The following is a 23,057-nucleotide window of genomic DNA, read 5'->3' as shown; positions in this document are numbered from 1 at the left end:
CGGCGCGGGCTTCGTGGCGAAGCCCGTTGACCTGGATCACGCGTTGCAACGAAACCCCTGTTTGGGGCTCGTCGTTGCCTGGACTTGCCCCCGCGGGTTCAGTATAAACAGGGCAAGGCCTTGGCCATGGCTGCGCGCGCGAGGGGATCGCGCGACGCAGACTTTTCGTACACCGACATGGAACCGCGAGCCGCATGACCAGGAACCAGCGAAAGGTGCTGCTCATCCGCAAGTTGCCGCGCGGCAACGAGCACGCTTTCGGGGACAAAGATTTGCGGCGTTGATCAGCCGTAGCTTGCCGTGGCATCCGCGACGGGGGTGCCGCTTGTGGACGTCCGTGTGACTGGACCTGTTTTTCTTGCAACCCCCAACCGTTCTTGAGGGCTCACCCATGAGTTATTCGAAATTATCCCGTTGGTTCGGGCCGGCAATGCTGTCCATCGCGTTGGTGGTGGCCTCCGCCGTGCCGATGGCGCCTGCGGCCGCGGCCGACCTGCAGGTTCCCGTGCAGAGCTACGCCGCGCTGCACTACCGCAACATTGGCCCGTTCGTCGGTGGCCGCACGCTCGCGGTTTCCGGCAACAAGGCCACGCCGCACACGTTCTATGCCGGCTTCACCGGCGGCGGGGTGTGGAAGACCACCGATGACGGCCTCAACTGGAAGCGCATGACCGACCAGCAGTACGGGCTGGGCGTGGTCGGCGCGCTGGAAGTGGCGCCGTCGGCTCCCGACACCATCTACGTCGGCACCGGCGAGACCGCCATCCGCGGCAACATGATGACCGGCAACGGCATGTACAAGTCGACCGATGCCGGCAAGACCTGGCAGCACATTGGCCTGGCCGATACGCGGACAATCGGCCGCATTGCCGTGGACCCCAAGGATCCGAACCGCGTCCTTGTCGCGGCACTCGGCCATGTGTTCGGGCCGAATGCCGAGCGCGGCGTGTACAAGACGACCGATGGAGGCACGACCTGGAAGAAGGTCCTCTTCGTCAGCGACAAGGTCGGCGCCGTCGACATCGTCATGGATCCGAACAACTCCCAGGTGCTGTACGCGACGACGTGGGAAGCCTACCGTCGACCGTGGACGCTCTCCAGCGGTGGCCCCGGCAGCGGCCTGTGGAAGAGCACCGACGGCGGCGAGCACTGGACCAACATCTCGCGGAACACCGGCTTGCCCGCCGGCATCCTCGGCAAGATGGGTGTGGCCGTGTCACCGGTGGACCCGAACGTCGTGTACGCGATCATCGAGGCCAAGGAGGGTGGTGTCTATCGTTCCGCGGATGCCGGCAAGACCTGGCAGCACCTGTATGACAAGCCCAATCTCACGCAGCGCGCGTGGTATTACATGCACATCTTCGCCGACCCGAAGGATGTGAACACGGTCTACGCACCCCAGGTCGAGGGCATCTTCAAGTCCACCGACGGCGGCAAGACGTTCGCTGCCCTGAAGTTGCCGCATGGCGACGTGCACAGCATGTGGATCAACCCCGACCACCCGAACATCATGGTCTCGGCAAGCGACGGCGGCGCGGCGGTGAGCACGAATGGCGGCCAGACCTGGGGCAACATCCACAACCAGGCCACCGGCCAGTTCTACCACGTCACGGTGGACGACCAGTTCCCGTACCACGTGTACGGCGCGCAGCAGGACAATCCGTCGTTCGAGGTTGCCAGCGCCAGCGCCGATGCCGGCATCGGCCCGGGCGACGTGCGTGTTGGCGCCGCCGGCGAGAGTGGTTGGCTGGTGCCGGTCCCCGGCAAGCCATGGCTTTCCTACGGCGGTGGCTACGGCAACCAGCTCAGGTTCATGGATCGCCGCAGCCAGGTGCTGCGCAGCGTCAGCGCCTGGCCGGACAACCCGATGGGCCACGGCGCGGAAAACCTCAAGTACCGCTTCCAGTGGACGTTCCCGATCGCGGTCTCCACGCATGGCCAGAACGATGTGTACATCGGCAGCCAGTACGTCATGCGCAGCCGCGACCAGGGCATGAGCTGGGACACCATCAGCCCGGACCTGACCCGCAACATCAAGAAGTACCAGGGGAAATCCGGTGGGCCCCTGACCAAGGACGACACCTCGGTCGAGTACTTCGGCGTGGTGTTTGCGCTCGCCGAATCACCCGTGAAGCAGGGCGTGTTGTGGGCCGGTTCCGATGACGGTCTGGTGCATGTGTCGCAGGATGATGGCGGGCACTGGGAGAACGTCACCCCGAAGGGCCTGCCCGAGCTGACCACGATCAGCCTCATCGATGCCTCGCCGACCGATGCCGGCACGGCCTACCTCGCCGCGCGGCGCTATCGCCAGAACGACTACCAGCCGTATGTGTACAAGACCACCGACTACGGCAAGACCTGGACCAAGATCACCAACGGCTTGCCGAGTGACGAATCCAGCTTCGTCGTGCGCCAGGACACGCAGGATGCAAACCTGTTGTTTGCCGGTACGTTCGGTGGGGTGTACGTGTCCTTCAATGGCGGCGGGCAGTGGCAGTCGCTGCAGCAGAACCTGCCGGCGGTCGCGGTGCAGGACATGGTCATCCAGCCGCGCGCCAGCGCCCTGGTGGTGGCCTCGCACGGCCTGGGTTTCTGGATCCTGGATGACCTGCAGCCGCTGCGCGAGATGTCGCAGCGGGTGGCGACGGCGGAGCAGTTCCTGTTCACGCCGCAAACCGCGCATCTCGTGCGGCGCAGCGGCCGACCGTCCAATGCCAACGACGAGGGGCAGAATCCGCCCAATGGCGTGGTGGTGTATTACGAGCTGAAGCAGGACGTGCCGGAGAACCAGCCAGTGGAGTTGACGTTTGCCACGCAAGCCGGCCAGAAGATCGCCACGTTCACGAATCAGCCGCCCAAGGCCGAGCCGGCCGCGGAAGGGGAGGACGACGAGGAGGGCGCGAGCAGGAAGAAGCCCAGGAATCTGGTGGCGGCCAAGGCCGGCATGAACCGTTTTGTGTGGGACATGCGTTATCCCGAAGCCACCAAGGTGCCGGGTGCGGTGATCTGGGCCGGCAACATGCAGGGTCCCAAGATCGTGCCGGGAACCTACAAGGTGACGCTGACCGTGGGCGGCAATGCGTTGAGCCGCGACTTCAAGGTCGAGAAGGACCCGAACAACCCGGCCACGCAGGCGGACTTCGAGGCGCAGCTCGCCTTGCTGCAACAGATCCACGCGAAGCTCGATGAGACCAACCAGGCGATCCTCTCGATCCGCAAGGCGCGTGACCAGGGCGGCATGAGCAAGGCCAACCTGGCGAAGTTGGCGGCGATCGAGAACGCGTTGATGCAGACCAAGTCACACGCGAACGAGGATCCGCTCAACTACCCGATCCGGCTGGACAACAAGCTGGCATCGCTGGCTGCGCAGGTGGGCTCGGACTTCGGCGCACCCACCCGCCAGGACCGGGAGGTCTACGCCGAGCTGGCAGCACAGGTCGATCAGCAGTTGCAGTTGCTCCAGCCGTTGCTGAAGTAACCCCGCGCTGATCGCGGCAATCGCTCACCGGGGCTGCTTACGTGCAGCCCCGGTTTTTTTTGGCTCGGTGCGTACCAATGGCGGGCTGGTGGGCAGCCGTGGAAACACGGGTCGGAGCGTCAGCGAACGTCCGGACAATTGCCGTCATCCCCGCGCACGCGCACTGCGGTCGGGAATGACGACGAGGGACGATCCGCAGGAATAACGACGGGACTGCTCGGCGGGAATGACGAGCGAGAGCGTGTCGTCCAGACCTTCCCGGGGGCCGTGAACTGGTCAGGCACCTCGCGGGCAACACCGACATCGGGTCAGCGGCACGATGCCGGGAACCCGTCAGGCCGCGGCGGGGGCGCCTGCCAGGGTGTAGCCCTTGAGGCGCGTGGCGAAATCCTGCAGCGAGCGGATGCCGCTGGCTTCGGCTTCGCTGATCCACTGCTGCAGGCCCTTCAATGCCTGGTCGGCGCCGCGTTGATCCAGCAGCGCGGACAAGCGGGCGCGGAATTCGTACACGGTTTTCAGCGTCGGGCGCTTCGCCAGCACGACTTGAAGCCGCTCGCGCCCCTCGCTGTCCAGCCAGCGGCCACCGTTGGCGAGCGCGCGACGCATGCGCCGCGGCAGGGAACGGACGTTCTCACCGGCACGCTGGCGCTCCTCGGCCAGCGTGGGGAGGATGACGCGGCGATAGAAATCGGACAGGGCCTGGAAGCGATGGGTGAGCACCGCCTTCAAGGTGTCGGCATTCGGCAGCGGCACATTGGGCAGCACGTCCAGCGATGGCGCCACACGCAACACCTTGGCCAGGCCCAGCTTGCGCAGCGCGCAGATGCTCAGCCAGCCGATGTCGAACTCCCACTTGCGCAGGGCGAACTTCGCCGAGCTGGGGAAGGCGTGATGGTTGTTGTGCAGCTCTTCGCCGCCGATCCAGAAACCCCAGGGGATAAGGTTGCGCGAGGTGTCGCTGGTCTCGAAGTTGCGGTAGCCCGCCCAGTGGCCCATGCCATTGACAAAACCGGCAGCCCAGAACGGTATCCAGATCATCTGCACCGCCCACAATGCCCCGCCGATGACACCGAACAGCGCCAGGTCGATGATCGCCATCAGCGCTGGCCCCCAATACGGGTGCGCGCCATACACGTGGCGCTCCATCCAGTCGTCCGGCGCACCACGCCCGTACTTCTCCATGTCAGGCTTCGAGGCGCAGGCTTCCCGGTACAGCGACACACCGTCCCAGAACACCTTGTTGATGCCGTAAATCATTGGGCTGTGCGGGTCCTCGGCAGTCTCCACCTTCGCGTGGTGCTTGCGGTGCACGGCCACCCACTCGCGGGTCACCATGCCGGTGGTGAGCCAGCTCCAGAAGCGGAAGAAGTGCGCAAGCGCCGGATGGAAATCGACCCCGCGATGGGTCTGGCTGCGGTGCAGGTAGAGCGTCACGGTCAGGATGGTGAGCTGCGTGACGACCAACATGTAGACCAGCATGTCGACCCAGCTCGCGCTGGCGAGGCCGTGGTCAAGGAAGTTCAGTACCGCATCAAGCATGGAAGGTGCACCGGGTGGAAGGTGGGATGACGAACGGCAGCAGCGCAAGCCTGCGCGGGGCACTGCCCGGCCCATGATAATCGGCTGCCGCGCCGCTCGCCTGAATGCGATCACCGTGGTTCTCGCATGCAGGTCTTCGCCCGCCGCCGCAACGCGTGGCTTGTTTGAACATGGGGGCGCCGTGACAATGACGCAATGCCGAGCACCGCTACCCCGCCGCTGCTGCAATTGACCCAGGTCGGTCGCCATCGCGGTGGCCGGCTGGTGGTGTCCCGGCTCGACCTGGCCGTACGCCGCGGCGAAGTCGTCGGCCTGCTCGGCGTCAATGGCGCGGGCAAATCCACCACCTTGTCGATGATGGCCGGTGCGCTTGCACCCGATACGGGTCGGATCACCCTGGACGGCGCCGATTTCGTCGAACATCCGGAGCTGGCGCGGCGCCTGGTCGGCTGGCTGCCCGAACGTGCGCCGGTCTGGCCCGAGCTCAGCGTGCTTGAGCACCTGCGTGCGCATGGGCGCCTGCGCGGCCTGGCGGGGGCGGGGCTGCGCGAGGCCTGCGCCCGGGTCATCGAACAGTTGGAATTGCAGCCGCTGGGAAGGCGCCTTGCCGGTGCCTTGTCACAAGGCCAGCGGCAACGGTTGGGCCTGGCTTGCGCGCTACTGCATGGGCCGGCGCTGCTGGTGCTGGACGAGCCGGCCAGCGCGCTGGATCCGGTGCAGGTGGCGACCTTGCGCAGCCTGATCCGCGCCCAGGCCGCCGCCGGCGCCGGGGTGATCCTCTCCACCCACGTGCTGGCGGAAGTGACCGCCGTGTGCGACCGCGTGGCGATCATGCATGGCGGCGTGCTGCGCCACGATGGCCCGGTCGGCAGCGGTGGCCAGGCCGGCCTGGAGCGCACGTTCTTCGATATCGCCATGCGCGGCCCGCCCGCCGCCTCCGCGTCAGGGGCTTCGGCATGAACACGCTGGCCGTCATGCGCCTGGAGCTGCGGCGCCTGTTCGTACGCCCGCTGGCCTGGATCCTGGCCGCCTTGACCCTGGCCGAGCTGGCGTGGCGTTTCGTGCTGCTGCTCGGCAATTTCCTCGGCGTGCAGATCAAGCTGGCGGCGCTGCCGGGCGGCCCGGGCTTCACCGACATGGTGGCCGTGCCGCTGCTGAGCAGCCTGCTGACCGGCGGCATCGTGCCGTTCGGGCTCGCCGAGCTGGCCATCGTGGTCGTGCCCCTGCTGACCATGTCCACGCTGGCCGGCGATCGCGGCAGCGGCACCTTGCGGTTGGTGCTGGCCACCGGCACGCCGCCGTGGACCATGGTGCTCGGCAAATATCTAGCCATCTGCATCTGGATGGCCTTGTGGCTGGGGCTGGTGCTGTTGATGCCGCTGGCCCTGGCGCATGGCACCCACCTCGATTGGGGCAAGCTGGCGGCGGCGAGCCTCGGGGTGGCCTTGTTGCTGGCCATGCTGGCCGCGATTGGCGTGGCCTGCTCGGCGTTTGCCTCGCACCCGGCGGTGGCTGCAACGGCGAGCCTGCTGCTGGCGCTCGGCCTGCTGATGGTCAACCTTGGCGCGCAGACCGCTGGCGTGGCGAACGGCGTCATCGACTGGCTGGCCCTGGGCACGCACCTGGAGACCCTGCTGCGTGGGCTGGTGACGAGCGCCGACCTGGTGTGGTTTGCCCTGGTGATCGCGGTGGCCTTGATCCTGGCCACCTGGCGCCTGGGCACTGAGCGGAGGCGCGGCTGATGCGGGCCTGGCGACGGCTGGATGGCTGGTTGCTGGCCGTGGCGTTGCTGCTCTGCGCCGGCGCGATCGGCTATCTCAGCACGCGGCACAACTTCGTGTCCGACTGGACTGCCGGTGGGCGCGCCAGCCTGTCGACGGAAACGCGGGCCATCCTCGCCAAGCTCGACGGCCCGGTCGACATCATCAGTTACGCCAGTCCGCAGGGCAATCTGCGGCAGACCGTGGCCGCGTTCATCGCGCGCTACACCGCGGTCAAGCCGGACCTGCGCCTGCGCTTCGTCGACCCGACGCTCGACCCCGCGGCCATGCGCGAACTCGGCGTCAGCGTCGACGGCGCCCTGATCGTGCACTACCGGGGCCGCGAGCAGCACCTGGACGAGCTGTCCGAACGCTCGCTCAGCAACGCACTGGAGCGCCTGGCGCGTGGCGGCGAGCGCATCATCGGCTTCGTCACCGGCGATGGCGAGCGCCAGGCCGACGGCAAGGCGAATGCGGATCTCGGCATGTTCATCGGCCAGCTCGAAGGTCGCGGCGTGCGCGCCGTGCCGCTGAACTTCTCCCAGGTCACCGCCGTGCCCGAGGGTACCGACCTGGTGGTGCTGGCCAGCCCCTCGGCGCCCCTCGCGCCCGGCGCAGTGCAGGCCTTGCTGGATTACCTCGCCGGCGGCGGCAACCTGCTCTGGCTCACCGAGCCCGGCAACGCCGACCTCGGCCTGGCCCCGCTGGCCGCCGCGTTGAGCGTGCAGGTGCTGCCCGGAGTCCTGGTCGACGGCAGCGGCAGCGCGCTCGGCCTCAAGGATCCGCGCATGATCACGGTGGGCCAGTACCCGGCGCATCCGGTCACCGCCGGCCTGCGCCTGACCAGCCTGTTTCCGCAAGTCGCCGCGCTGGCCCAGGTGAGCAACGCGGCGTGGGCCGTGGTGCCGATCCTGCGCTCCGGGCCGCAGAGCTGGACCGAGTTCCAGCCGATCAGCAACACCGGCAGCTCGACGATCCGCTACGACGCCGACCTGGGCGAGCTCAAGGGGCCGCTGGATTTCGGCTTTGCCTTGAGCCGACTGTCGCCGAATCCGGGCAAGAGCGTGCAGCGCGCCATGGTGATTGGCGACGGCGATTTCCTGTCCAACAGCTACCTCGGCAATGGGGGCAACCGGGCGCTGGGCGAGCGCATGTTCGACTGGCTGCTGGGCGACGACGAGCTGGTGGATATGCCGGTGCGCGGCGCGCCGGATCGGGTGCTGCGCCTGTCGCAGGGCGAATTGAACGTGCTGAGCTTCGTCTTCCTGCTGGCACTGCCCGCGCTGCTGCTGCTCACCGGCGGCTTGATCGCCTGGCGCCGGCGTCGGCGCTGATCCGTGCAGCGCGCCAGCCGCCAGCGCCTGGGTTGGGTCGTCGCGGTTCTCGCGCTGCTGGCTCTGGCGGCCTGGCAGTGGCGCCACGACGCCAGCGCTGAGCCGGGGAGCGTGCTCGACCTGGCCCCGGAGCAGGTCACCCGCATCGCCCTGGGCATCGGTGGCGCGCCGGCGCTGCACTACGCGAAGCGCGACGGCCACTGGTGGCAGACCGACGGCACGCCGCGCCGCGCCGACGACGGCCGGCTGGCCGAGCTGGCCGCGACCGCGGCCGCGCCGGTATTGAGCTGGCGCGCCGCCAGCGATTTCGATCCGGCCAGGATTGGCCTGACCCCGCCGCAGGCGGTGCTGAGTCTGGACGGCCGTATTCTGGAGTTTGGCAGTACCGCCGCCACGGGAGCGCAGCGCTACGTCCGTGTCGGCCAGCGCATCGCCCTGCTGCCGGAGCACTACAGCCCACGCCCGCCCACCGGCAAGGTGCGCGAGCTCGACCGCTGACGTACGGCCAGACTCCTCGGGGTGGTCTGAACAAGCCCTTGCCTAGAACTTGCTGTGTTCGACCTGCCGCTCCCGCTGCATCAAGGTCCATTCGGCGTGTTCGGTCAACGCCGCGTCGCCCAGCGAAAGCAGGATCCCGCGTTGCTCGGACGGGTCGTGCGTGCGGTCCAGGGCCGCGCGGGCGCCGGCGAAAATCCGCTGCATGAAACGGTACTGCCGGATCAGTTCCCGATCGGCCTTGCGATAGGCGTAGGACTCGCGCACGGCCGCGATGATCGACAGCACCGCCATGCTCATCACCAGGGCAATCTTGGTGTCCTCCGCCAGTACCAGCGCGAACACGGCGAGATACACGCTGATCGCGATACCGCCCCACAGGCTGATCGACCCGACCGTCTCGGTGACATGGTGCAGGCGGGTGCGTTCGACCGTCTTGCACTCGTAGTAATGCAACTGTCCGGATACGCCGGAGCGCCCGACCCAGTCCTCGATGACCGCGGCCAGCGCCGTGGGCGTGCCGGCCTCGGCGTGTGACGAGGTATACAGGCTGGCCGCACGCATCACGTTGCGGATCCAGCCCAGCTCGATGTCCTGCCGCTGCAGGAAGTTGTCGTGGGCGAATTCGTGTTCGGCGCTGGTGGAGACGCCGGCGCGCCACCAGTAGGCCTGGACGCGCAGGCCCTCGGCCAGCGCGCGGTAATCGAGGTACTTGCGATGCCAGCCGCGGCGTCGCGCGAGCGTCGCCACGTAGCCGCCGCCCGCGAACATCAGCAGGAACACGTAAATCAGATAGTCTCCCGCCGGCAGGTGCGCATAGAGCGCAAAGGCGATGCCCATCAGCGCCGCCAGCGTGTAGATCAGGCGCATCGCCAGCAGCACCCGCTTGCGAAAATGGATGGCCAGCCAGTCCGCGGCATGGAACAGGTGGTCGATTTGGGTGGTACTGCCCGAAGTCACGTTATGCGGCACCGGCGCGGCCGCTACGATCTGGGCTGCGTGCTTCGCGGCATCGGTATTGAACTCCTCCATGTGCGCAAACATCAGCCGGAACTCCGCCGGCATGTGCTCATGGAGGCCCGTGGCCCCGGCGCTGCGCCACCCCGCCTGCAGCGGACGCAGATCCGCCACCGGTGCGCCATCGGCGCCCGACCGCGAACACACGATGTGGTAGAGCAGGCTTTCGTCGCCGCCGCCGAGGACATGGCGGGTCAGCCGCTGCTGGTCGATCAGGCCGGGCAAGGTCCCGGTCAGGTGGTAGTTGACGATCTGCGCCGTGCCACCGAGACGGCCCTTGGGCTGGCCATTCCAGATGGCCAGCAGCACGTGGCTGTGGCTGGCGACGTAGACGCCGGCCTTGGCGTATTGGCGGTCGCGCGCCGCGCCGGGTGCTTCAATCGCGTGGCGCGGCGCGTCCATCAGGCCCGGCAGCAGTACCACCTCCGCCTGGCTGCACAGCGTGTCGAAACGCGCCCGCACGGCCGGATCGACGAAGTCCTCGGCATACAGGTCAGGCGGCAGCGGCAGCGGCGCGACCAGCCGCGCGCCGGCGGCCAGTGCCTCCTCTGCCACGAGCTGGTCGCCACCTTCCGCGAGCGCCGAAAGCACCACCAGCGGCAGGCCGGGGAAATCACGCTGGAGCCGCGCGAAAAAATCCCTTACGCGTTGCCGGATCGGCTCGATCTCGCTTGCGCTTATATCGCGATGACTGGTGACGCCGACGACCAGTGGCGTCATGGCAGCTTCAGGGCTCGAGGACGTGCGATGGCAACCCGGCAACCCGCGGGCAACCGTTGCCGGCCCCGCATGCAAAGTCGAATCAATGCGCTTGACCGGCTGCGTCGTTGCGGTCGTCCTTGCTGCCTGATCGCCATCGCGTATCAGAGCTTGGCAGTGTGCTGCGTGGTGCGCGCCGCGCTGATCAGGCCGGACACCCAGCGAATGATCGGCAGCCGTTGCGCTTCCTTCGATGCGCCGGCGATCAGCCTGGTCGCCTGGTCGAGATCCGCGGTGCGTTGCTTGTAGCCGGCAGTGGTCACCGGCTGGGCAATCGCGCTGACGTACAGCGCGTAGGCGTAGTCGTGGCGAAAGGTGGTGCCTTTGGCGCCGGCTTGCTGCTGCTCGGCGTAGTACGCGAGCGCCGGCTGCAGGATCTTGAGGGCTTCGGCCTTGCGGTCTTGCATGGCGACGGCCAGCGCAAGAGTGTAGCGGGCTTGGGATTGGCCGACCCGGGGATCGGTGGTGGATCCCGACGCCGTGTATGGCTCGTCCAGCCGCGCGCGCGCGATCTTTTCCGCCTGCCCGTAGAGTCCAAGCCGCACGGCTGCCCAGGCGGCGGTGCGGCGGGCGATGTCGAGGAAGTTTCTCTGTCTGCCGATTGCAATGGCGTCGGTCGCCGGCACCTTGACCGCTTCGAGCAGGCGGATCGCGGCCGTCGCTTGACGCCACGCCGGTTGCGCAGCCCCGAGATAGAGGTCGATCTCGCCCCGTTGCAATTGCTCGTCGCGTTCGCGCAGAAGGCGCTGCGGGGAATTCGGCGGGAGGCTGGTGAGATTGGCGCGCGCGTCGCGGTTATAGGTTTCCACCGCTTGTTCGGCCCCCGCGCGGTCGCCAGCGATCGCCAGCGTGACGGACAGATGTTGCCAACCAATCGCCTGAACCGTGCCGAGCTGCTTGGGGCTACGCGGGTCCTTGGTCAATGCCAGCGCGGCCTGTTCCGTTGCAACCGCACGCGTCACTTCGCCGGCCTCGAGTTCATAAGTGCTGATGCTGTCCAATGCGGAACCCCAATTTGTCCAGGCGTTCATGTTGGACGGATCGAAACGCACCTGCTCCTGGGCTGCCTGCACGCTCTTGTCGGCGTAGTCCGCTGCAGCCACGGCGTCGTGCTGGCGGTTCGCGATCTCGGCCAGCAAGCCTGCGGTCCGGGCGCGACTGCCGAGCGATTGCACATCGTCTGGGCGCCTCTCCAGGATCTTGCCGGTCAGCGTGAATGTCTGCGTCGCGAGCTGCTGCGCTTCGGCGATGCGGCCAAGCACCACAAGCAGGTAGGCCTTGGTGCCGGTGGCGCCGACCCAGGAGTCGGCAGCCTGGAGATCAGACAGGTCCAGGGCGCCGAGGCCGGTGAGGATGTCGGCTGCCTCGTCGCAATCGGGGAGCCCCTTTTGTGGCGACGGCGCGGCCCCGCAAAGATCGATCAAGTTGTCTGCGTAGAGTTGCCGCACGCGGCGCGAGGGACGGACGCCGGTCGCGAGCGGCCGCAGCAAGGCGGCTGCCTGGTCGAGCGGTTCGGTGCTGCCGACGTTGCTGACAAAGGCACCTTGGCCTTGGTTGAACAGGGCCAGGGCCAAGCCGTAGATGACCGGTTCGGAGCGGTCACCGGCGGACCGGAATTTTTCGAAGGTCGCCTTGGACACAGCGAAACTCTTGGTGGCAGCGGCCAGGTCGCCGCCCGCGATTTGTACCGAACCCAGGCGTGCCAGCGCCATCGCGCGATTGATTTGCGTTTGCTTGGAGACCAGTTCCGGTGGCAGGCCGTCGTAGTAATCCACCGCCATCTGCGCGAGCCTGCCCAGCGTTTCCAGCCGGCCGGTGGGCGCGAGTTCGGTGTAGAAGTCCTCGATCAGGAAACTCACCAGTTTCTCGGCGTGGAGACGCGAACTCTGGGCCTCGGCTTCGGCCACGCGCGCACGGTGCATGGCGAACCAGCCGAACCCCGCGCTGGCCGTGGCCAACACCAGCAACACCAGGCACACGCCCGCGACCAGGCGTGCCCGCACCAGGGCGCGGTGCGTGGCGACTTCACGCTCGCGTTGCGTGGCGAGCTGGCGCTCGGCGGCGTCGCGCATCTCGCGCTCGTGGCGCAGATTGCGGCTGGCCAGCACCACGCTGCACAGCACGTCGTGGGTCAATTCCACGCGCCGCACGTCGAGGCGTTCCTCGATACGCAGCAGGCGCCGGTTGACCAGGGTCGCGAGCGCATCCGGCGCGGCGCCGGCTGCCGCCAGCGCCTTGCGTACGCGTTCTTCGGCAAGGCTCTCGCGGTAGCCGGATTCCGTCAGCAGCTCGTCCTCGATCACGCGCCGCACGCCGGCGGGCTGGTCGGCCAAAGCGCGTTCGTAGAATTCGCTCAGGATCGTGTCGCGCGAGCCGGCCAGCAGGTCGGCGGAAATCTCGTCGCGGCCCTGTTTCTGGCGCGCGATATTGAGCTCGCGGCACACCAGGCTCAACAGGGAGGGTTCGATCTCCGCGTTGCCCAGTTCCGAACCGCCGGCGACGAAGCGCACGATCGACTCGGCCACTTCCTGCGATACAAGCCGGCCGCCCGGCTTGAGCACCGCGCTCAGCGCCTGCGCCCCGTTCATGCGCGCCAGCCGCATTCGGTTCTGGGTGATCGAGGGCATGCTGCCCTTGAGACTTTCCAGGTGCGCCAGATAGTCCTCGCGCAACGCGATCAGGACACGGTAATCGGCGCGCGCGAAATCGAAATCCGCCGCGGCGTCATCATCGTTTTCGAGCCGCGCCTCCAACGCCGTCGGCGCGCGATTCTCGACCAGGTCGGCGAGATCCTCGAGGAACTGCTTGGCGCGCAGCCGGCCGGCAGCATCGGCTTGCCCCAGGGTGAAGATTTCCTCGAACTGGTCGAAGATCAGCAGCGGCGTCAGCGTGTGCTGATCGGCGTCACGCAACAGGTCGCCACGGTGGTGCAGGAACTCCCACAGCGATTCGCCCTGGACCGAGGCGCCGGGCCGGGTCCACACGCCGGCTGCGGCGGTGGCACGGAACACCGCCCGCTTGATCTGCTCGGACGGCGCCGGCGATCCTTGGGCGTAATCGATGCGTACGTAAACGGGGCAATAGCCCTCGGCACGCAACCGCGGTACCAGGCCGGCGCGCAGCAGGGAGGTCTTGCCAAGCCCGGACTGGCCGAACAGCACCGTCAACAATTTGTTCTGCACACGGCGTGCGAGTTCGGCCGTTTCCTCGTCGCGACCCTGGAAATAGGCGCGGGTTTCCTCGGAGTAGGAAAACAGGCCCAGCCAGGGATTTTCCGGGTCGGTGGTGACGATGTCGTCGGCAGCGGTGGCGCTCACGCGCGTCTCCCGTCGAACAGGTCGTGCAGCCGGCGCAGGAATTCGGGGGATGGCTCGCCCCCCGGCATGCGCAGGATATGCAGGGCCTTGAACTGTTCGGGAACCAGCGCCGTGGATTCCGGGGTATCGTCGATGCACACGGGCAGGATGAACACGCCACCCTCCGCAATGTTGCGGGAGCGATCGACCGCGTAACGCCATTCACGGCGGAAGTACGCCTCCAGCCGGTGCTGGGTCGAGGCCGAGATGATGGGCACGAAGAAACTGCAGCGCCCGATGTTGGCGCGGATCTTCCGGTCGTAATCGTCGCCGCCCTCAAGCCGGTCCAGGTCGAACCAGGTGGTGAAGCCGGCGCCGTCCAGCGCGGCCTTGAGGCGCTGCACGGCGGGCAGGTCCTCGCGCGCGTAGCTGAGGAAGATGGCGTTGTCCGGCATGTCGCGCGCCGGCGGCAGGAAGCGTTGCGGTGATGCGGCGGCGCCGCTTGCCGGCGCTGCGGCGCGCTGGCGCGCGCTCCAGTGCGCATGCAATTCGGCGACGAAGGCCTCCGCGCCCGCGTAGACCCGGGTGCGCAGGCTGACCTGCTGCAGGAACGACACCAGCCGCCCTTCCTGCGAGAGGTGGTCGTCGGCGAGCACCTCGGTGAAATCGCGCGGATCCGACAGGCGCTTGCGTTTGGCCATGCGCAGGAACAACCGCGCCAGCCAGTTGGAAAAGTCGCTGCCGATCAGCAGCAGGTGATTGTGTTCGAGTTCGTGGAAAAGCTTTTCCGGCGTCAGATGCTCGGACTGCAGCGCGCAGATGAACTCCAGCATGTCCTCGTCCGAAAGGACATACGTCGGCGAAGCCGAGAGCCGGCCGAGCAGGTGATAGACCACCGGACGCTGCAGCTGGCTGCGCTCGGTGGGCAGGTCGGCGACGCGGTTGGGTGCGTAGGCGATGACTTCGGTGGTAGGTTGGCCACCATAGCGTTCCAGGTTGATCGCGGTTTCGAGCAGCGGATCGAACGTGGTGGTCACGTACAGGTCGAAATCGGTGATCTGCGCCAGTTGCCGCAGCGCCTGCGATGGTTCGAACTCCACCTCGCGCATGATCGAGCGCAGGCGCGTGTAGGCTTCCTCGCGCCGCCCGTGCTGACCGAGATAACAGCACATGACGTCGTTGAGCGTGACCGGCTGCGGCAGTTCGGCGACGTCGACCGACAGGCGTGCGGCCAGCTTTTCGGCCAGCCATTCGTACAGCGGTCGCAGGCCACGCTCCGTCTGCACGCGCAGCAGCTCGGGCCCGATGATCGGGATGACCCGCCGCTCCTCAATGTAGTTGAGGAGGTCGTCCCAGGCGTCCTCATCGAAATCCCGCAACTGGGTCGTGCTAACCGTAGCGATCGACATGGGTTGGTTACCCTGCGGATAACGCAGTGGCTGGCATCCGGCCGGGCATGCCTGGCGATGACGTCGGCATGGTCCTTATCCGTGGGATTCTGGCACAACTGCGGCGCCGTGGCGTATGCGGTTCGGTTACGGCGTGCTGTCATCGGCAGAGCCTGGGCCGACGCGGTGACGCGGGAGGCAGTGGGCCGCGCATGTTCCCGCCCCAGCCCCATCCATGTGCGTAGGGGACGGCCCTGGCTTTCCCGTGCCACGGTCATGGCTGCGACGGAAACCCTGGGCTGCGTAGAATCGTGCAGGTCGGCCAGCGTCGCGCCGTCCCCCACCAAAGATCCGTATGCCCGAACTTCCCGAAGTCGAAACCACGCGCCGCGGCATTGCGCCTTATTTGATCGGCCGGCGCGTGCGTGCCGTGACGCTGCGGCGCCCGGACCTGCGCTGGCCAATCCCGCACGAGATTGCCGACCTGCTGCCTGGCCAGTGCATCGATGCGGTGGAGCGCCGCGCGAAATACCTGCTGCTCCATACGGCGGCAGGCAGCGCGCTGCTGCACCTGGGCATGTCCGGCTCGCTGCGCATGCTGCCGGCCGACACGCCGGCGCGCAGGCACGACCACGTGGACATCCGGCTCGAACCGCGGCCGGGCGAGCCCGGCCTGATCCTGCGCTTCACCGATCCGCGCCGCTTCGGCTCCCTGTTGTGGCAGGCGTCCGGCACCGTCCACCCGCTGCTTGCCGCGCTCGGCCCCGAGCCGCTCGGCGAGGATTTCGGCGGCGACACTCTGTGGCGCGCGTCACGGGGCCATACCGCGGTGGTCAAGACGTTCCTCATGGACAGCCATGTCGTCGTCGGCGTGGGCAACATCTACGCCAGCGAGGCCTTGTTTGCCGCGCGCATCGATCCGCGCCGCCCCGCCGGCGGCATTTCGCGCGCCCGCTATGCGCGGCTGGCGGACGAGGTGAAGCACCTGTTGCTGCACGCGATCGAGCGCGGCGGCACCACGCTGCGCGACTTCATCAGCCCGACCGGCATCCCCGGCTACTTCTACCGCGAGCTCAACGTCTATTCACGCACTGGCGAGCCCTGCCATGTCTGTGGCCACAGGGTTCGCCAGGTCACGCTCGGCCAGCGCTCCACGTTCTGGTGTCCGCATTGCCAGCGTTGATTCGTGTCGCGACAGGTGCGGACGCCCTGGTTTAGCTACCGAATCGGCGGTGGCTCAGTCCGGCCAGCGCAGGGTCACGTGGGTGTTGTTGAAGTGCGGGTCAGCCAGGTCGCCGCCCGGCTCGGCCACCAGTCCGGCCGGCAGGCCGTCGACTTCCAGCGCCTGGCCGCCATCGAGGTGCGCGCCCAACGCCTCCAATTCCACCAGCCGCTCGCACAGCATGCCGGCGCGATCAACCGCGCCCTTCGGGATATTGGTGATGCTGATGTCGGGCCGGGCAAACTTGCGCATGCCGCGCGTGCGTACCCAGGATCGGCCGGGGCGTTCCGCATCGGGGTCGAGCAGGATCAGTACGTGGTTGCGCAGCGGTGCCCCGCCCTTGACCAGGTAGTGTTCGCGCCACTCGGCGGCGCTGAACAGGCGCAACATCTGCGGATCCAGGATCGAAGTGGCGCCGACGTCGAGCAGGGCAGCAAGCGCGCCCAGGGTCTGGCGCAGGTAATCCAGCGCCGCGGCATCCTCGAGCTCTCCGCGCACTACAAGCACCTCGGGCGCGGCACGGGCGCTGGCAAAAGTTTCCGGGCTGTCCCCGCGCAGCGTGGCGCCGAGCTCGCCAAACAGCGGATAGCCATCCCACTTGCGCAGCACCGCATTCTGGAAACGTTCGAGTCCCACGCCGGCAGGCAGGCTGGCGTTGTTGTAGCGCGCCGTCGGGATGACGAGTTCCGGCGCGAATTTGCCGAACACGTAGAAGTGCAGCAGAGCCTGTTCGTCCCCCGCATGCCAATAGGGCCGTGGCCACGTGGCGTTCTGGTTCTGCTCGGTCATTGACGCACCTGTGCTTTCAATGCGGCTCATCCGCGCCCTGCTGTGCGTGCGGCAAGCCGCCGTGGCCCGCCCGCCGCATGATCTTCTTGAATTCCGCGCGGCTCACCGAGACATAACGTTCGTTGCCGCCAATCTCAACCTGCGGGCCTTCGGTGACCGGCTGCCCGCTCCCATCCATGCGCACCACCATGGTCGCCTTGCGACCGCTGTGGCAGATGGTCTTGATCTCGTGCAGCTCGTCGGCCCAGGCCAGCAGGTAGCTGCTGCCGGTAAACAGCTCGCCGCGAAAATCGGTGCGCAGGCCGTACGCGAGTACCGGCACCTGCAGCACATCGACCACGTCGCTGAGCTGCCACACCTGCGCCTTGGTGAGGAACTGCGCCTCGTCGACGAAGACGCAATGCAGGGCCCCGTTCGCGGCGATGTCGTCGCGCACCCGTTGCAGCAAGTCGCCGTCCGGAGCAAAGCGGCTGGCCGGCGCCTTGAGGCCGATGCGCGAGGCCACGGCATTCTCGGCCAGTCGATCGTCCAGCGTCGGCGCCAGGATCAGGGTGCGCATGCCGCGCTCGCGATAGTTCCACGCGCTCTGCAGTAGCGTGGTGGTCTTGCCGGCATTCATCGCCGAGTAGTGGAAATAGAGTTTGGCCACCAGGGCGCCGTGCTTGTGGAGTTCGACGGAACATAGCGGATTTACCGGTGACCGGGAAATCAACCCCGCATGCGCCAGGCGCACGCGGGGCCGACACGCTGGCGACGCGAGGCGATGGAGACTCCGGCGTCATGGGCAGCCGTGGCCACTTTGTCGGCGCGCGCAGTGCGCATCATGGGGGAACCGGTGACGATGCAGCGCATCTGATATTCGCTGCGACCGTCTATCCGGGTTGTCCTGGATGGGTCGGAAAAGCAGGAACGTTGCGTTGTGGCATTTCGCCACGCCGCACGCCGCGTCGATTCAAAATGGAACGTGGCATGATGCCTGGACCTGGATCCAGGGTTCGATCCAGTTGGATATGACTTGATCCGCAAGCGCACTCAACGTCGTTTCGTCGTTTGGCTGGCCTCGGTCGCCTTGGGCCTGCTGCTGTTTGCGCCATCGATCTCCCGCGTCCTCTACGCCTGGTCGGCCAATGACGCCGCCATCGCGGCGATGGCCGGCGAACCTGCCGGGCACCTTGCCCATGGGCACGCCGGCATGCCTGATCACCCGGGCATGCCAGAACGCCCGGGCGTGCCGTCGAATGGTGATGTCTGCGGCTATTGCACGCTGATGTGCCATAACCCGGTGCTGGCCTCGGCGCTGGCCTTCATCGTCCTGCCGCTGCCGCGAGCGCCTTACTCGACCGTTCCTGAGCAGGGGAGCACGTCCCTCCCCAGCTTGTTGGACCGCCGTTCGCGCGGTCCGCCGGCTGGCTGAGTCTTCCTGGCGCAGAGCTTCGCTGTCGGCCATTCCCGATTGGCCGCCTGGGCGTCCGCCGCCCGGCGTGCCCTGCATGAGCGCTACGCACGGTCGTCCCGTCATCGGTGACGCACCGTCGCGCGGCGTGGCCGGCACCCTCACGTAGTCGTCCGCTGCCGTGCGCAATGCGCTCGGCTGCCAACTCTCAGGCAACGAGATGAAAACAAACAGATGCAGTCGCTCCATTGGCCCGATGCCGTGGGGTCTCGCGGCCCTGGCCATGATGGCCACGGGCCCGGCCTTGGCCGCAAGCGCTCCGCAGGCCAGCCCGCAAACCGCCACCAATCTCGCCACGGTCACAGTGTCGGCCAGCCTCAACCAGACCCCGGTGGAGGATATGCCGCTGCACACCACGGTCATCGGCCAGGACGAGATCAAGCTCTCGACGGCACAGACCTTGGACCAGTTGCTGCGCACGGTTCCCGGTTTCGATTTCACTGGCGTGCCCGCCGCGATCTCCGATCCGACCGGCCAGCAGACCAGGATGCGTGGCCTCGGCAACGCCAAGGTGCTGGTACTGCTCGACGGCATCCCGATCATCGACCCGTTTTACCTGACCACGCAGTTCCACAAGGTGGCGCTGGCTGACGTCGACCACATCGAGGTCGTCCGCGGCGGTACCTCCAGCCTGTGGGGCAGCATGGCGGTGGCAGGCATGGTCAACATCGTCACCAAGCGACCCACGGACCATGCCGGGGTGGTCACCGTCGGCGGCGGCAACCATGGCACCGCCAGCCTGTCCTGGAGCCAGGATTTCACGGTGTCCGACGCGTTGGCGCTGAATCTGGCGGTCAACCAGTATCGTACGGGCGGCTATATCACCACGCCGCCAATGTACCGGTGGAAATTCCCTTTGCAGCAGGCCACCTCGGCGCGCGACACCAATGTCGAACTGTCGGCGTACTTCCAGCTCAGCGATGACTTGAAGGGATTCGTGCGCCTGGGCCAGCACCGGCAGGACCAGCTCATCGGCTACCGGCATGGACGCAACCTGCAGAAGAATCCCGATGGCGCGCTGGGTCTGGACCAGCGCATCGGCCAGGATAGCTCGCTGTCCTGGCGGGCATGGGCGCAAGAGGTGCACTTCACCAAGTACAACGGCGCCACGTGCTACTACCAGGCCACCGGCGTCTGCCAGAACAGCAATGCCAAAAACCAGACGGTCAGCGACGAGGTGGTGGAGTACTACAGCCAGTACGGCGACCAGCACTACCGCGAGCAAGGCAGCTCGCTGACCTGGTCGAAATCCTTCAACGCGTTCTTCAACAGCCTGCAGGTCGGCGCCAGCTACCGTCACCTCTCGGCCAGGGATGCCGAGTCCTTCTTCGCCACGCCCAGTGGCCCGGATACGCCGCAGGTGCTGAATGCCACGGGCTACGGGCAGGGTTCGCAGACCTTCGGCGGCGGGTTTGTGCAGGCGAAGATCTCGCCCTTTGCACCGCTGCAGATCACGTTCAGCGGCCGCTACGATTCCTGGCGCAACACCGACCAGGTCCACACCCTGGCCAAGGCGTCGACTGGCGTGGCCAGTGGCGGCGCGCTGCCCTCGAGCAGCAAGTCCGCGTTCAATCCGGGGTTGGGATTGCACTACGACCTCAGCAATGAATGGTCGCTGCGCGGCGCGGCCTACAAGGCCTTCCGTGCGCCGGGCTTCAACAACACCACGCGCAGTTATGGCGTGGGACCCACCACCGTGGCCAACCCGAATCTCGGACCAGAGTCGATGACCGGCTGGGAGGTGGGCAGCGACTACCGCGGCTATGTACTGACGCTGGGGGCGACCTATTTCCGCTACGACATCCGCGACATGATTGCCACCTACCGGCTGACCTCGCCGACGGGTGCGCCGCAGCCGGTGCTGAGCCTGTGCAGTTCATCGGCCACGATTCCCAACTTCGACAACTGCGGCGGCGCGGCGAACTACTACACCAACGACCAGAACGGGCAATCGCATGGCGTGGAACTGAATGGCAGTTGGCGGCTCAGTCCCGCCCTGCGCCTGGGCGCCAACTTCACCTGGACCAGCACCTACCTCACCGGTGAAGCGTCAGCGATCACCACGCCGCTCGATGTCCAACTGGTTGGCATCCCGAAGAAGAAGGGCTCGCTGGATGCCACCTGGAATCCGACGCCCAGGCTCACGCTGTACGGGCAAATGCTCTACATAGGCCCGATGTACCTGGACGAGACCACGACCCGCGGCACGCATTACGGGCAAGGCGGCAACCTGGTCTACAACGCCAGCGTGGGTTATGCGTTCAACGATACCATCGAGCTCTCGCTGAGCCTGACCAACATCTTCGATCGCAGCTATTCGCAGAACGCCTACGCCATTACCCAGCCGTGGTCGCGCACCTTGGCGATGCCGCGCACATTTTTCGTGTCCGCCACGGTCAAGTACTGAGCGACCCCAAAAAGGGTGCGGATGACGTGGTGGATTTCCGGCAGCTGGGAAATCGATCGCCTATACCGTGTCGTAGTGGAAGCAGGACTGCGCTGCCTCAGTTGGTTACGGCGTAGTCGATGCTTGCCACGACGCGCACGGTCTTCTCCACTTGTCGGTCCTCCTGCAGCATGGGGGCCTTGTCGCGTGGCAGGATCTGGAACACGCCCTGGTTGGCCCGCCGGATACCGCCGAGCTTGCTGCCCGAATCGTGCGCGAACTGCTCGGCGGCGGCGCGCGCGTTCTTCGTCGCCTCGGCAATCATCGAGGGTTTCAGCGCGTTCAAGCCGTCGAACAGATAGGTTGGTGCCTCGTCGTCGCCGCCGTTGGCGCCGCCCAACACCACGCCTTGCGCGATCAAGGTCCCGGTGTCCTGCGCGGCCGCGGCCACCGCGTCGACGTCCTTGGTGCGCACCATGAGCGTGCCCGTGACGATGAAGCGCGTCTTGTATTCCGCGTTGCCGTACATCTGCGCAGCGCGGTCGGTGACCTGGATGTTGCGGAACGCAATTGCCCCACTGCCAAGCTTGTATTTGGCGAGGAAGGCCGTCACTACCTCCCCGTCGTGCTCGACGCGCGCCTGCGCATCGGCAAGCTGGTTGCCGGTCTCGACGAAGCGGATGCGCCAAAGCGCAATGTCGGCCTTGACGTCCCGTTCGGCCAAGCCCTTAACGGAGACATAGCGCTCGTTGCGCGAGTGCTCGAAGCCGTTGCCGATGAACCAGCCACTGACGACCAGCCCGGCGGCGAGAAGCAGCGCGGCGATGATGCGCAGCATGGGAATGCTCCCTTGGATGCGGTGGTCCCGAGTGTGCCATGGGGGCGCGTAACATCGCCAGCGCGCGGAAAACTGCCGCAGCCGCGTCAAGCCGCAGTGTCGAATACCCGTCCATAGCCTCTCGTATTCAACGCCCAACCCGAGCCGAAACGAGTCGCCTGCGCTTGCAGTGGACACTCGCCAAGGTGACCCGCGTGGGGCGGGTCACCTGCTGGATAACCCGTCGGTGGGGGATTACGTCAAACCATCGGCCGCATTGCGCGGCGATCGAAACGGCGCTTCATCAAGATCACGGCAATTCCCACGAGCCCCAACCCGAACAGTGGAGCCGGCGACGGCTCGGGCACATCAGTCGGTTCCAGTGCCTCGGTGGTGCGAATTCCAAACGTGAAGCCGTGCCAATACTCCGGGACCGGCACAGTCCAAGAAAAATCGGAGTAGGTACCAATGAACTTGATCGCACCGCTCCCCTCATTGCCTATCAAGTTGTTCCCGGATTGCTGAAGGCAGGTGTTGCAGCCGCCCCAGTAGTCTGTGCCCTGGCTGAGTATGGTGAAGGGCGCGTCAAAACTGTACTGCGTCGTGATGCCCGAAGAGCCCAGGCTGACGATGTCCATCAGCGGGTCCTTGATGGGCGCGCCCAAGTGAACCTTGTAAATCTGATTCTGGCCCCCTGCGAGCTGGAGCATGTCGGGCAATGGAAGATTGTCGACCTCGGTGCTGAGGTAATCCGATGGGTAGGCCGCCCATCCAGCCCAATTGCCGGCTGTGTAGGCACCCACGAAACTGCCCGGCGCGCCATTGGCATAAACCGCCGTGAAGTCCACCGATACGGTCGAGGCATCCGGCAGCGTAATGACACCGTGTGCAGTGCCCGCAGCGGGATTCGCGCTGAGCCAATCCGTGTAGTAGTACGGTACGGCGAAAGCGCTCGTTGCGACGCTCAATCCGAGCGTGGCGAGTGCCATGCGGGCGCCACTCCAAATGCGAAAATCGTTCTTCATCTTGATCCTCCTTCAGAGCAGCGTGTCACCAGCAATCGGCTTTCGTACACTACGATTTTTACGTGGTTCAGCATATTCTGTGCCAAACCAATCACGTCATTAATTTTCCTGACTATTGTTATTCCTGGCCTCTGGCGGGATGTTGAAAATGTAAAGCTTATCGACGCCACGGAGTGCCAAACTCGGCTTCTGGCCTTGGGACGCGTATCTCGCCTCACATCCCTGGCTATTTCCAGACGTGGACATTCACCAAGATTCCGGAATGGAACTAGCCGTATCCGATGCTCCCGCGACACGAG

Annotated in this window: 16 protein-coding genes; 8 read left to right on the top strand and 8 right to left on the bottom strand. The window is 66.4% G+C overall.

Annotation, left to right across the window (positions count from 1 at the left end; genetic code table 11):
- Positions 1–391 precede the first annotated feature (391 nt).
- Positions 392–3,478, top strand: coding sequence for a WD40/YVTN/BNR-like repeat-containing protein (locus tag AC3WJB_RS02025; RefSeq protein ID WP_492678205.1), 3,087 nt, complete (start codon positions 392–394; stop codon positions 3,476–3,478).
- Between the two features lie 333 nt (positions 3,479–3,811).
- Here AC3WJB_RS02025 and AC3WJB_RS02020 read toward each other — a convergent pair whose 3' ends face one another.
- Positions 3,812–5,017: a DesA family fatty acid desaturase gene (locus AC3WJB_RS02020; protein ID WP_492678203.1), complete on the bottom strand. Its 1,206-nt coding sequence runs from the start codon at positions 5,015–5,017 to the stop codon at positions 3,812–3,814.
- Positions 5,018–5,212: 195 nt separating this feature from the next.
- Here AC3WJB_RS02020 and AC3WJB_RS02015 point away from each other — a divergent pair, with 195 nt between their 5' ends.
- The 4 genes from AC3WJB_RS02015 to AC3WJB_RS02000 are packed head-to-tail and all read left to right on the top strand — an operon-like array spanning position 5,213 to position 8,609.
- Positions 5,213–5,977, top strand: a complete 765-nt coding sequence (locus tag AC3WJB_RS02015; protein ID WP_492678201.1) for an ABC transporter ATP-binding protein — start codon at positions 5,213–5,215, stop codon at positions 5,975–5,977.
- Positions 5,974–6,759, top strand: a complete 786-nt coding sequence (locus AC3WJB_RS02010) for an ABC transporter permease (RefSeq protein ID WP_492678199.1) — start codon at positions 5,974–5,976, stop codon at positions 6,757–6,759. The genes AC3WJB_RS02015 and AC3WJB_RS02010 overlap by 4 nt, the downstream gene beginning before the upstream one ends.
- Positions 6,759–8,111 (top strand): GldG family protein, encoded by a 1,353-nt coding sequence (locus AC3WJB_RS02005; protein WP_492678197.1) that lies wholly within the window; start codon positions 6,759–6,761, stop codon positions 8,109–8,111. The genes AC3WJB_RS02010 and AC3WJB_RS02005 overlap by 1 nt, the downstream gene beginning before the upstream one ends.
- 3 nt (positions 8,112–8,114) lie before the next feature.
- Positions 8,115–8,609 (top strand): hypothetical protein, encoded by a 495-nt coding sequence (locus AC3WJB_RS02000; protein WP_492678195.1) that lies wholly within the window; start codon positions 8,115–8,117, stop codon positions 8,607–8,609.
- A 42-nt stretch (positions 8,610–8,651) separates the two neighbouring features.
- Here AC3WJB_RS02000 and AC3WJB_RS01995 read toward each other — a convergent pair whose 3' ends face one another.
- From AC3WJB_RS01995 to AC3WJB_RS01985, 3 genes are all read right to left on the bottom strand, one after another.
- Positions 8,652–10,343: a hypothetical protein gene (locus tag AC3WJB_RS01995; RefSeq protein WP_492678193.1), complete on the bottom strand. Its 1,692-nt coding sequence runs from the start codon at positions 10,341–10,343 to the stop codon at positions 8,652–8,654.
- A gap of 143 nt (positions 10,344–10,486) precedes the next feature.
- A complete protein-coding gene (locus AC3WJB_RS01990) occupies positions 10,487–13,699 on the bottom strand; it encodes an nSTAND1 domain-containing NTPase (protein ID WP_492678191.1) in 3,213 nt (1,070 codons plus the stop codon).
- On the bottom strand, positions 13,696–15,087 hold the full coding sequence (locus AC3WJB_RS01985) for a toll/interleukin-1 receptor domain-containing protein (protein WP_492678189.1): 1,392 nt from the start codon (positions 15,085–15,087) through the stop codon (positions 13,696–13,698). Before AC3WJB_RS01985 ends, AC3WJB_RS01990 begins: the two co-directional genes overlap by 4 nt.
- Before the next feature lie 334 nt (positions 15,088–15,421).
- Here AC3WJB_RS01985 and mutM point away from each other — a divergent pair, with 334 nt between their 5' ends.
- Complete coding sequence (gene mutM, locus AC3WJB_RS01980; RefSeq protein ID WP_492678187.1) at positions 15,422–16,249, top strand: bifunctional DNA-formamidopyrimidine glycosylase/DNA-(apurinic or apyrimidinic site) lyase; 828 nt, start codon at positions 15,422–15,424, stop codon at positions 16,247–16,249.
- Positions 16,250–16,303: 54 nt separating this feature from the next.
- Here the strand turns inward: mutM and AC3WJB_RS01975 are convergent, their stop codons facing one another.
- On the bottom strand, positions 16,304–17,107 hold the full coding sequence (locus tag AC3WJB_RS01975) for a hypothetical protein (RefSeq protein WP_492678185.1): 804 nt from the start codon (positions 17,105–17,107) through the stop codon (positions 16,304–16,306).
- A complete protein-coding gene (locus AC3WJB_RS01970) occupies positions 17,094–17,726 on the bottom strand; it encodes a thymidine kinase (RefSeq protein WP_492678183.1) in 633 nt (210 codons plus the stop codon). Before AC3WJB_RS01970 ends, AC3WJB_RS01975 begins: the two co-directional genes overlap by 14 nt.
- Before the next feature lie 366 nt (positions 17,727–18,092).
- On the opposite strand from AC3WJB_RS01970, the gene AC3WJB_RS01965 reads away from it, so the two are divergent.
- A complete protein-coding gene (locus AC3WJB_RS01965) occupies positions 18,093–18,491 on the top strand; it encodes a DUF2946 domain-containing protein (protein WP_492678181.1) in 399 nt (132 codons plus the stop codon).
- Between the two features lie 199 nt (positions 18,492–18,690).
- Entirely contained in the window at positions 18,691–20,937 is a 2,247-nt protein-coding gene (locus AC3WJB_RS01960; protein WP_492678179.1) for a TonB-dependent receptor plug domain-containing protein, read from the top strand.
- A 97-nt stretch (positions 20,938–21,034) separates the two neighbouring features.
- Here the strand turns inward: AC3WJB_RS01960 and AC3WJB_RS01955 are convergent, their stop codons facing one another.
- Together AC3WJB_RS01955 and AC3WJB_RS01950 are read right to left on the bottom strand one after the other, a co-directional pair.
- The gene (locus AC3WJB_RS01955; protein ID WP_492678177.1) at positions 21,035–21,754 is read right to left on the bottom strand and encodes an SIMPL domain-containing protein; all 720 of its coding nucleotides are present in this window, start codon (positions 21,752–21,754) and stop codon (positions 21,035–21,037) included.
- A gap of 239 nt (positions 21,755–21,993) precedes the next feature.
- Positions 21,994–22,758 (bottom strand): PEP-CTERM sorting domain-containing protein, encoded by a 765-nt coding sequence (locus tag AC3WJB_RS01950; RefSeq protein WP_492678175.1) that lies wholly within the window; start codon positions 22,756–22,758, stop codon positions 21,994–21,996.
- Between the last annotated feature and the right edge of the window lie 299 nt (positions 22,759–23,057).

This window comes from Rhodanobacter sp. FW510-R10 (assembly GCF_058781105.1).
The sequence above is the reverse complement of the archived record's forward strand: the minus strand, read 5'-3'. Positions and strand labels throughout refer to the sequence as shown.

What these genes read in the sequence shown, in the direction of transcription:
- AC3WJB_RS02025 (WP_492678205.1), top strand. Translation starts at nt 392, where the DNA reads ATGAGTTATTCGAAATTATCCCGTTGGTTCGGGCCGGCAATGCTGTCC.
- AC3WJB_RS02020 (WP_492678203.1), bottom strand. Translation starts at nt 5,017, where the DNA reads ATGCTTGATGCGGTACTGAACTTCCTTGACCACGGCCTCGCCAGCGCG.
- AC3WJB_RS02015 (WP_492678201.1), top strand. Translation starts at nt 5,213, where the DNA reads ATGCCGAGCACCGCTACCCCGCCGCTGCTGCAATTGACCCAGGTCGGT.
- AC3WJB_RS02010 (WP_492678199.1), top strand. Translation starts at nt 5,974, where the DNA reads ATGAACACGCTGGCCGTCATGCGCCTGGAGCTGCGGCGCCTGTTCGTA.
- AC3WJB_RS02005 (WP_492678197.1), top strand. Translation starts at nt 6,759, where the DNA reads ATGCGGGCCTGGCGACGGCTGGATGGCTGGTTGCTGGCCGTGGCGTTG.
- AC3WJB_RS01995 (WP_492678193.1), bottom strand. Translation starts at nt 10,343, where the DNA reads ATGACGCCACTGGTCGTCGGCGTCACCAGTCATCGCGATATAAGCGCA.
- AC3WJB_RS01985 (WP_492678189.1), bottom strand. Translation starts at nt 15,087, where the DNA reads ATGTCGATCGCTACGGTTAGCACGACCCAGTTGCGGGATTTCGATGAG.
- mutM (WP_492678187.1), top strand. Translation starts at nt 15,422, where the DNA reads ATGCCCGAACTTCCCGAAGTCGAAACCACGCGCCGCGGCATTGCGCCT.
- AC3WJB_RS01975 (WP_492678185.1), bottom strand. Translation starts at nt 17,107, where the DNA reads ATGAGCCGCATTGAAAGCACAGGTGCGTCAATGACCGAGCAGAACCAG.
- AC3WJB_RS01960 (WP_492678179.1), top strand. Translation starts at nt 18,691, where the DNA reads ATGAAAACAAACAGATGCAGTCGCTCCATTGGCCCGATGCCGTGGGGT.
- AC3WJB_RS01955 (WP_492678177.1), bottom strand. Translation starts at nt 21,754, where the DNA reads ATGCTGCGCATCATCGCCGCGCTGCTTCTCGCCGCCGGGCTGGTCGTC.
- AC3WJB_RS01950 (WP_492678175.1), bottom strand. Translation starts at nt 22,758, where the DNA reads ATGAAGAACGATTTTCGCATTTGGAGTGGCGCCCGCATGGCACTCGCC.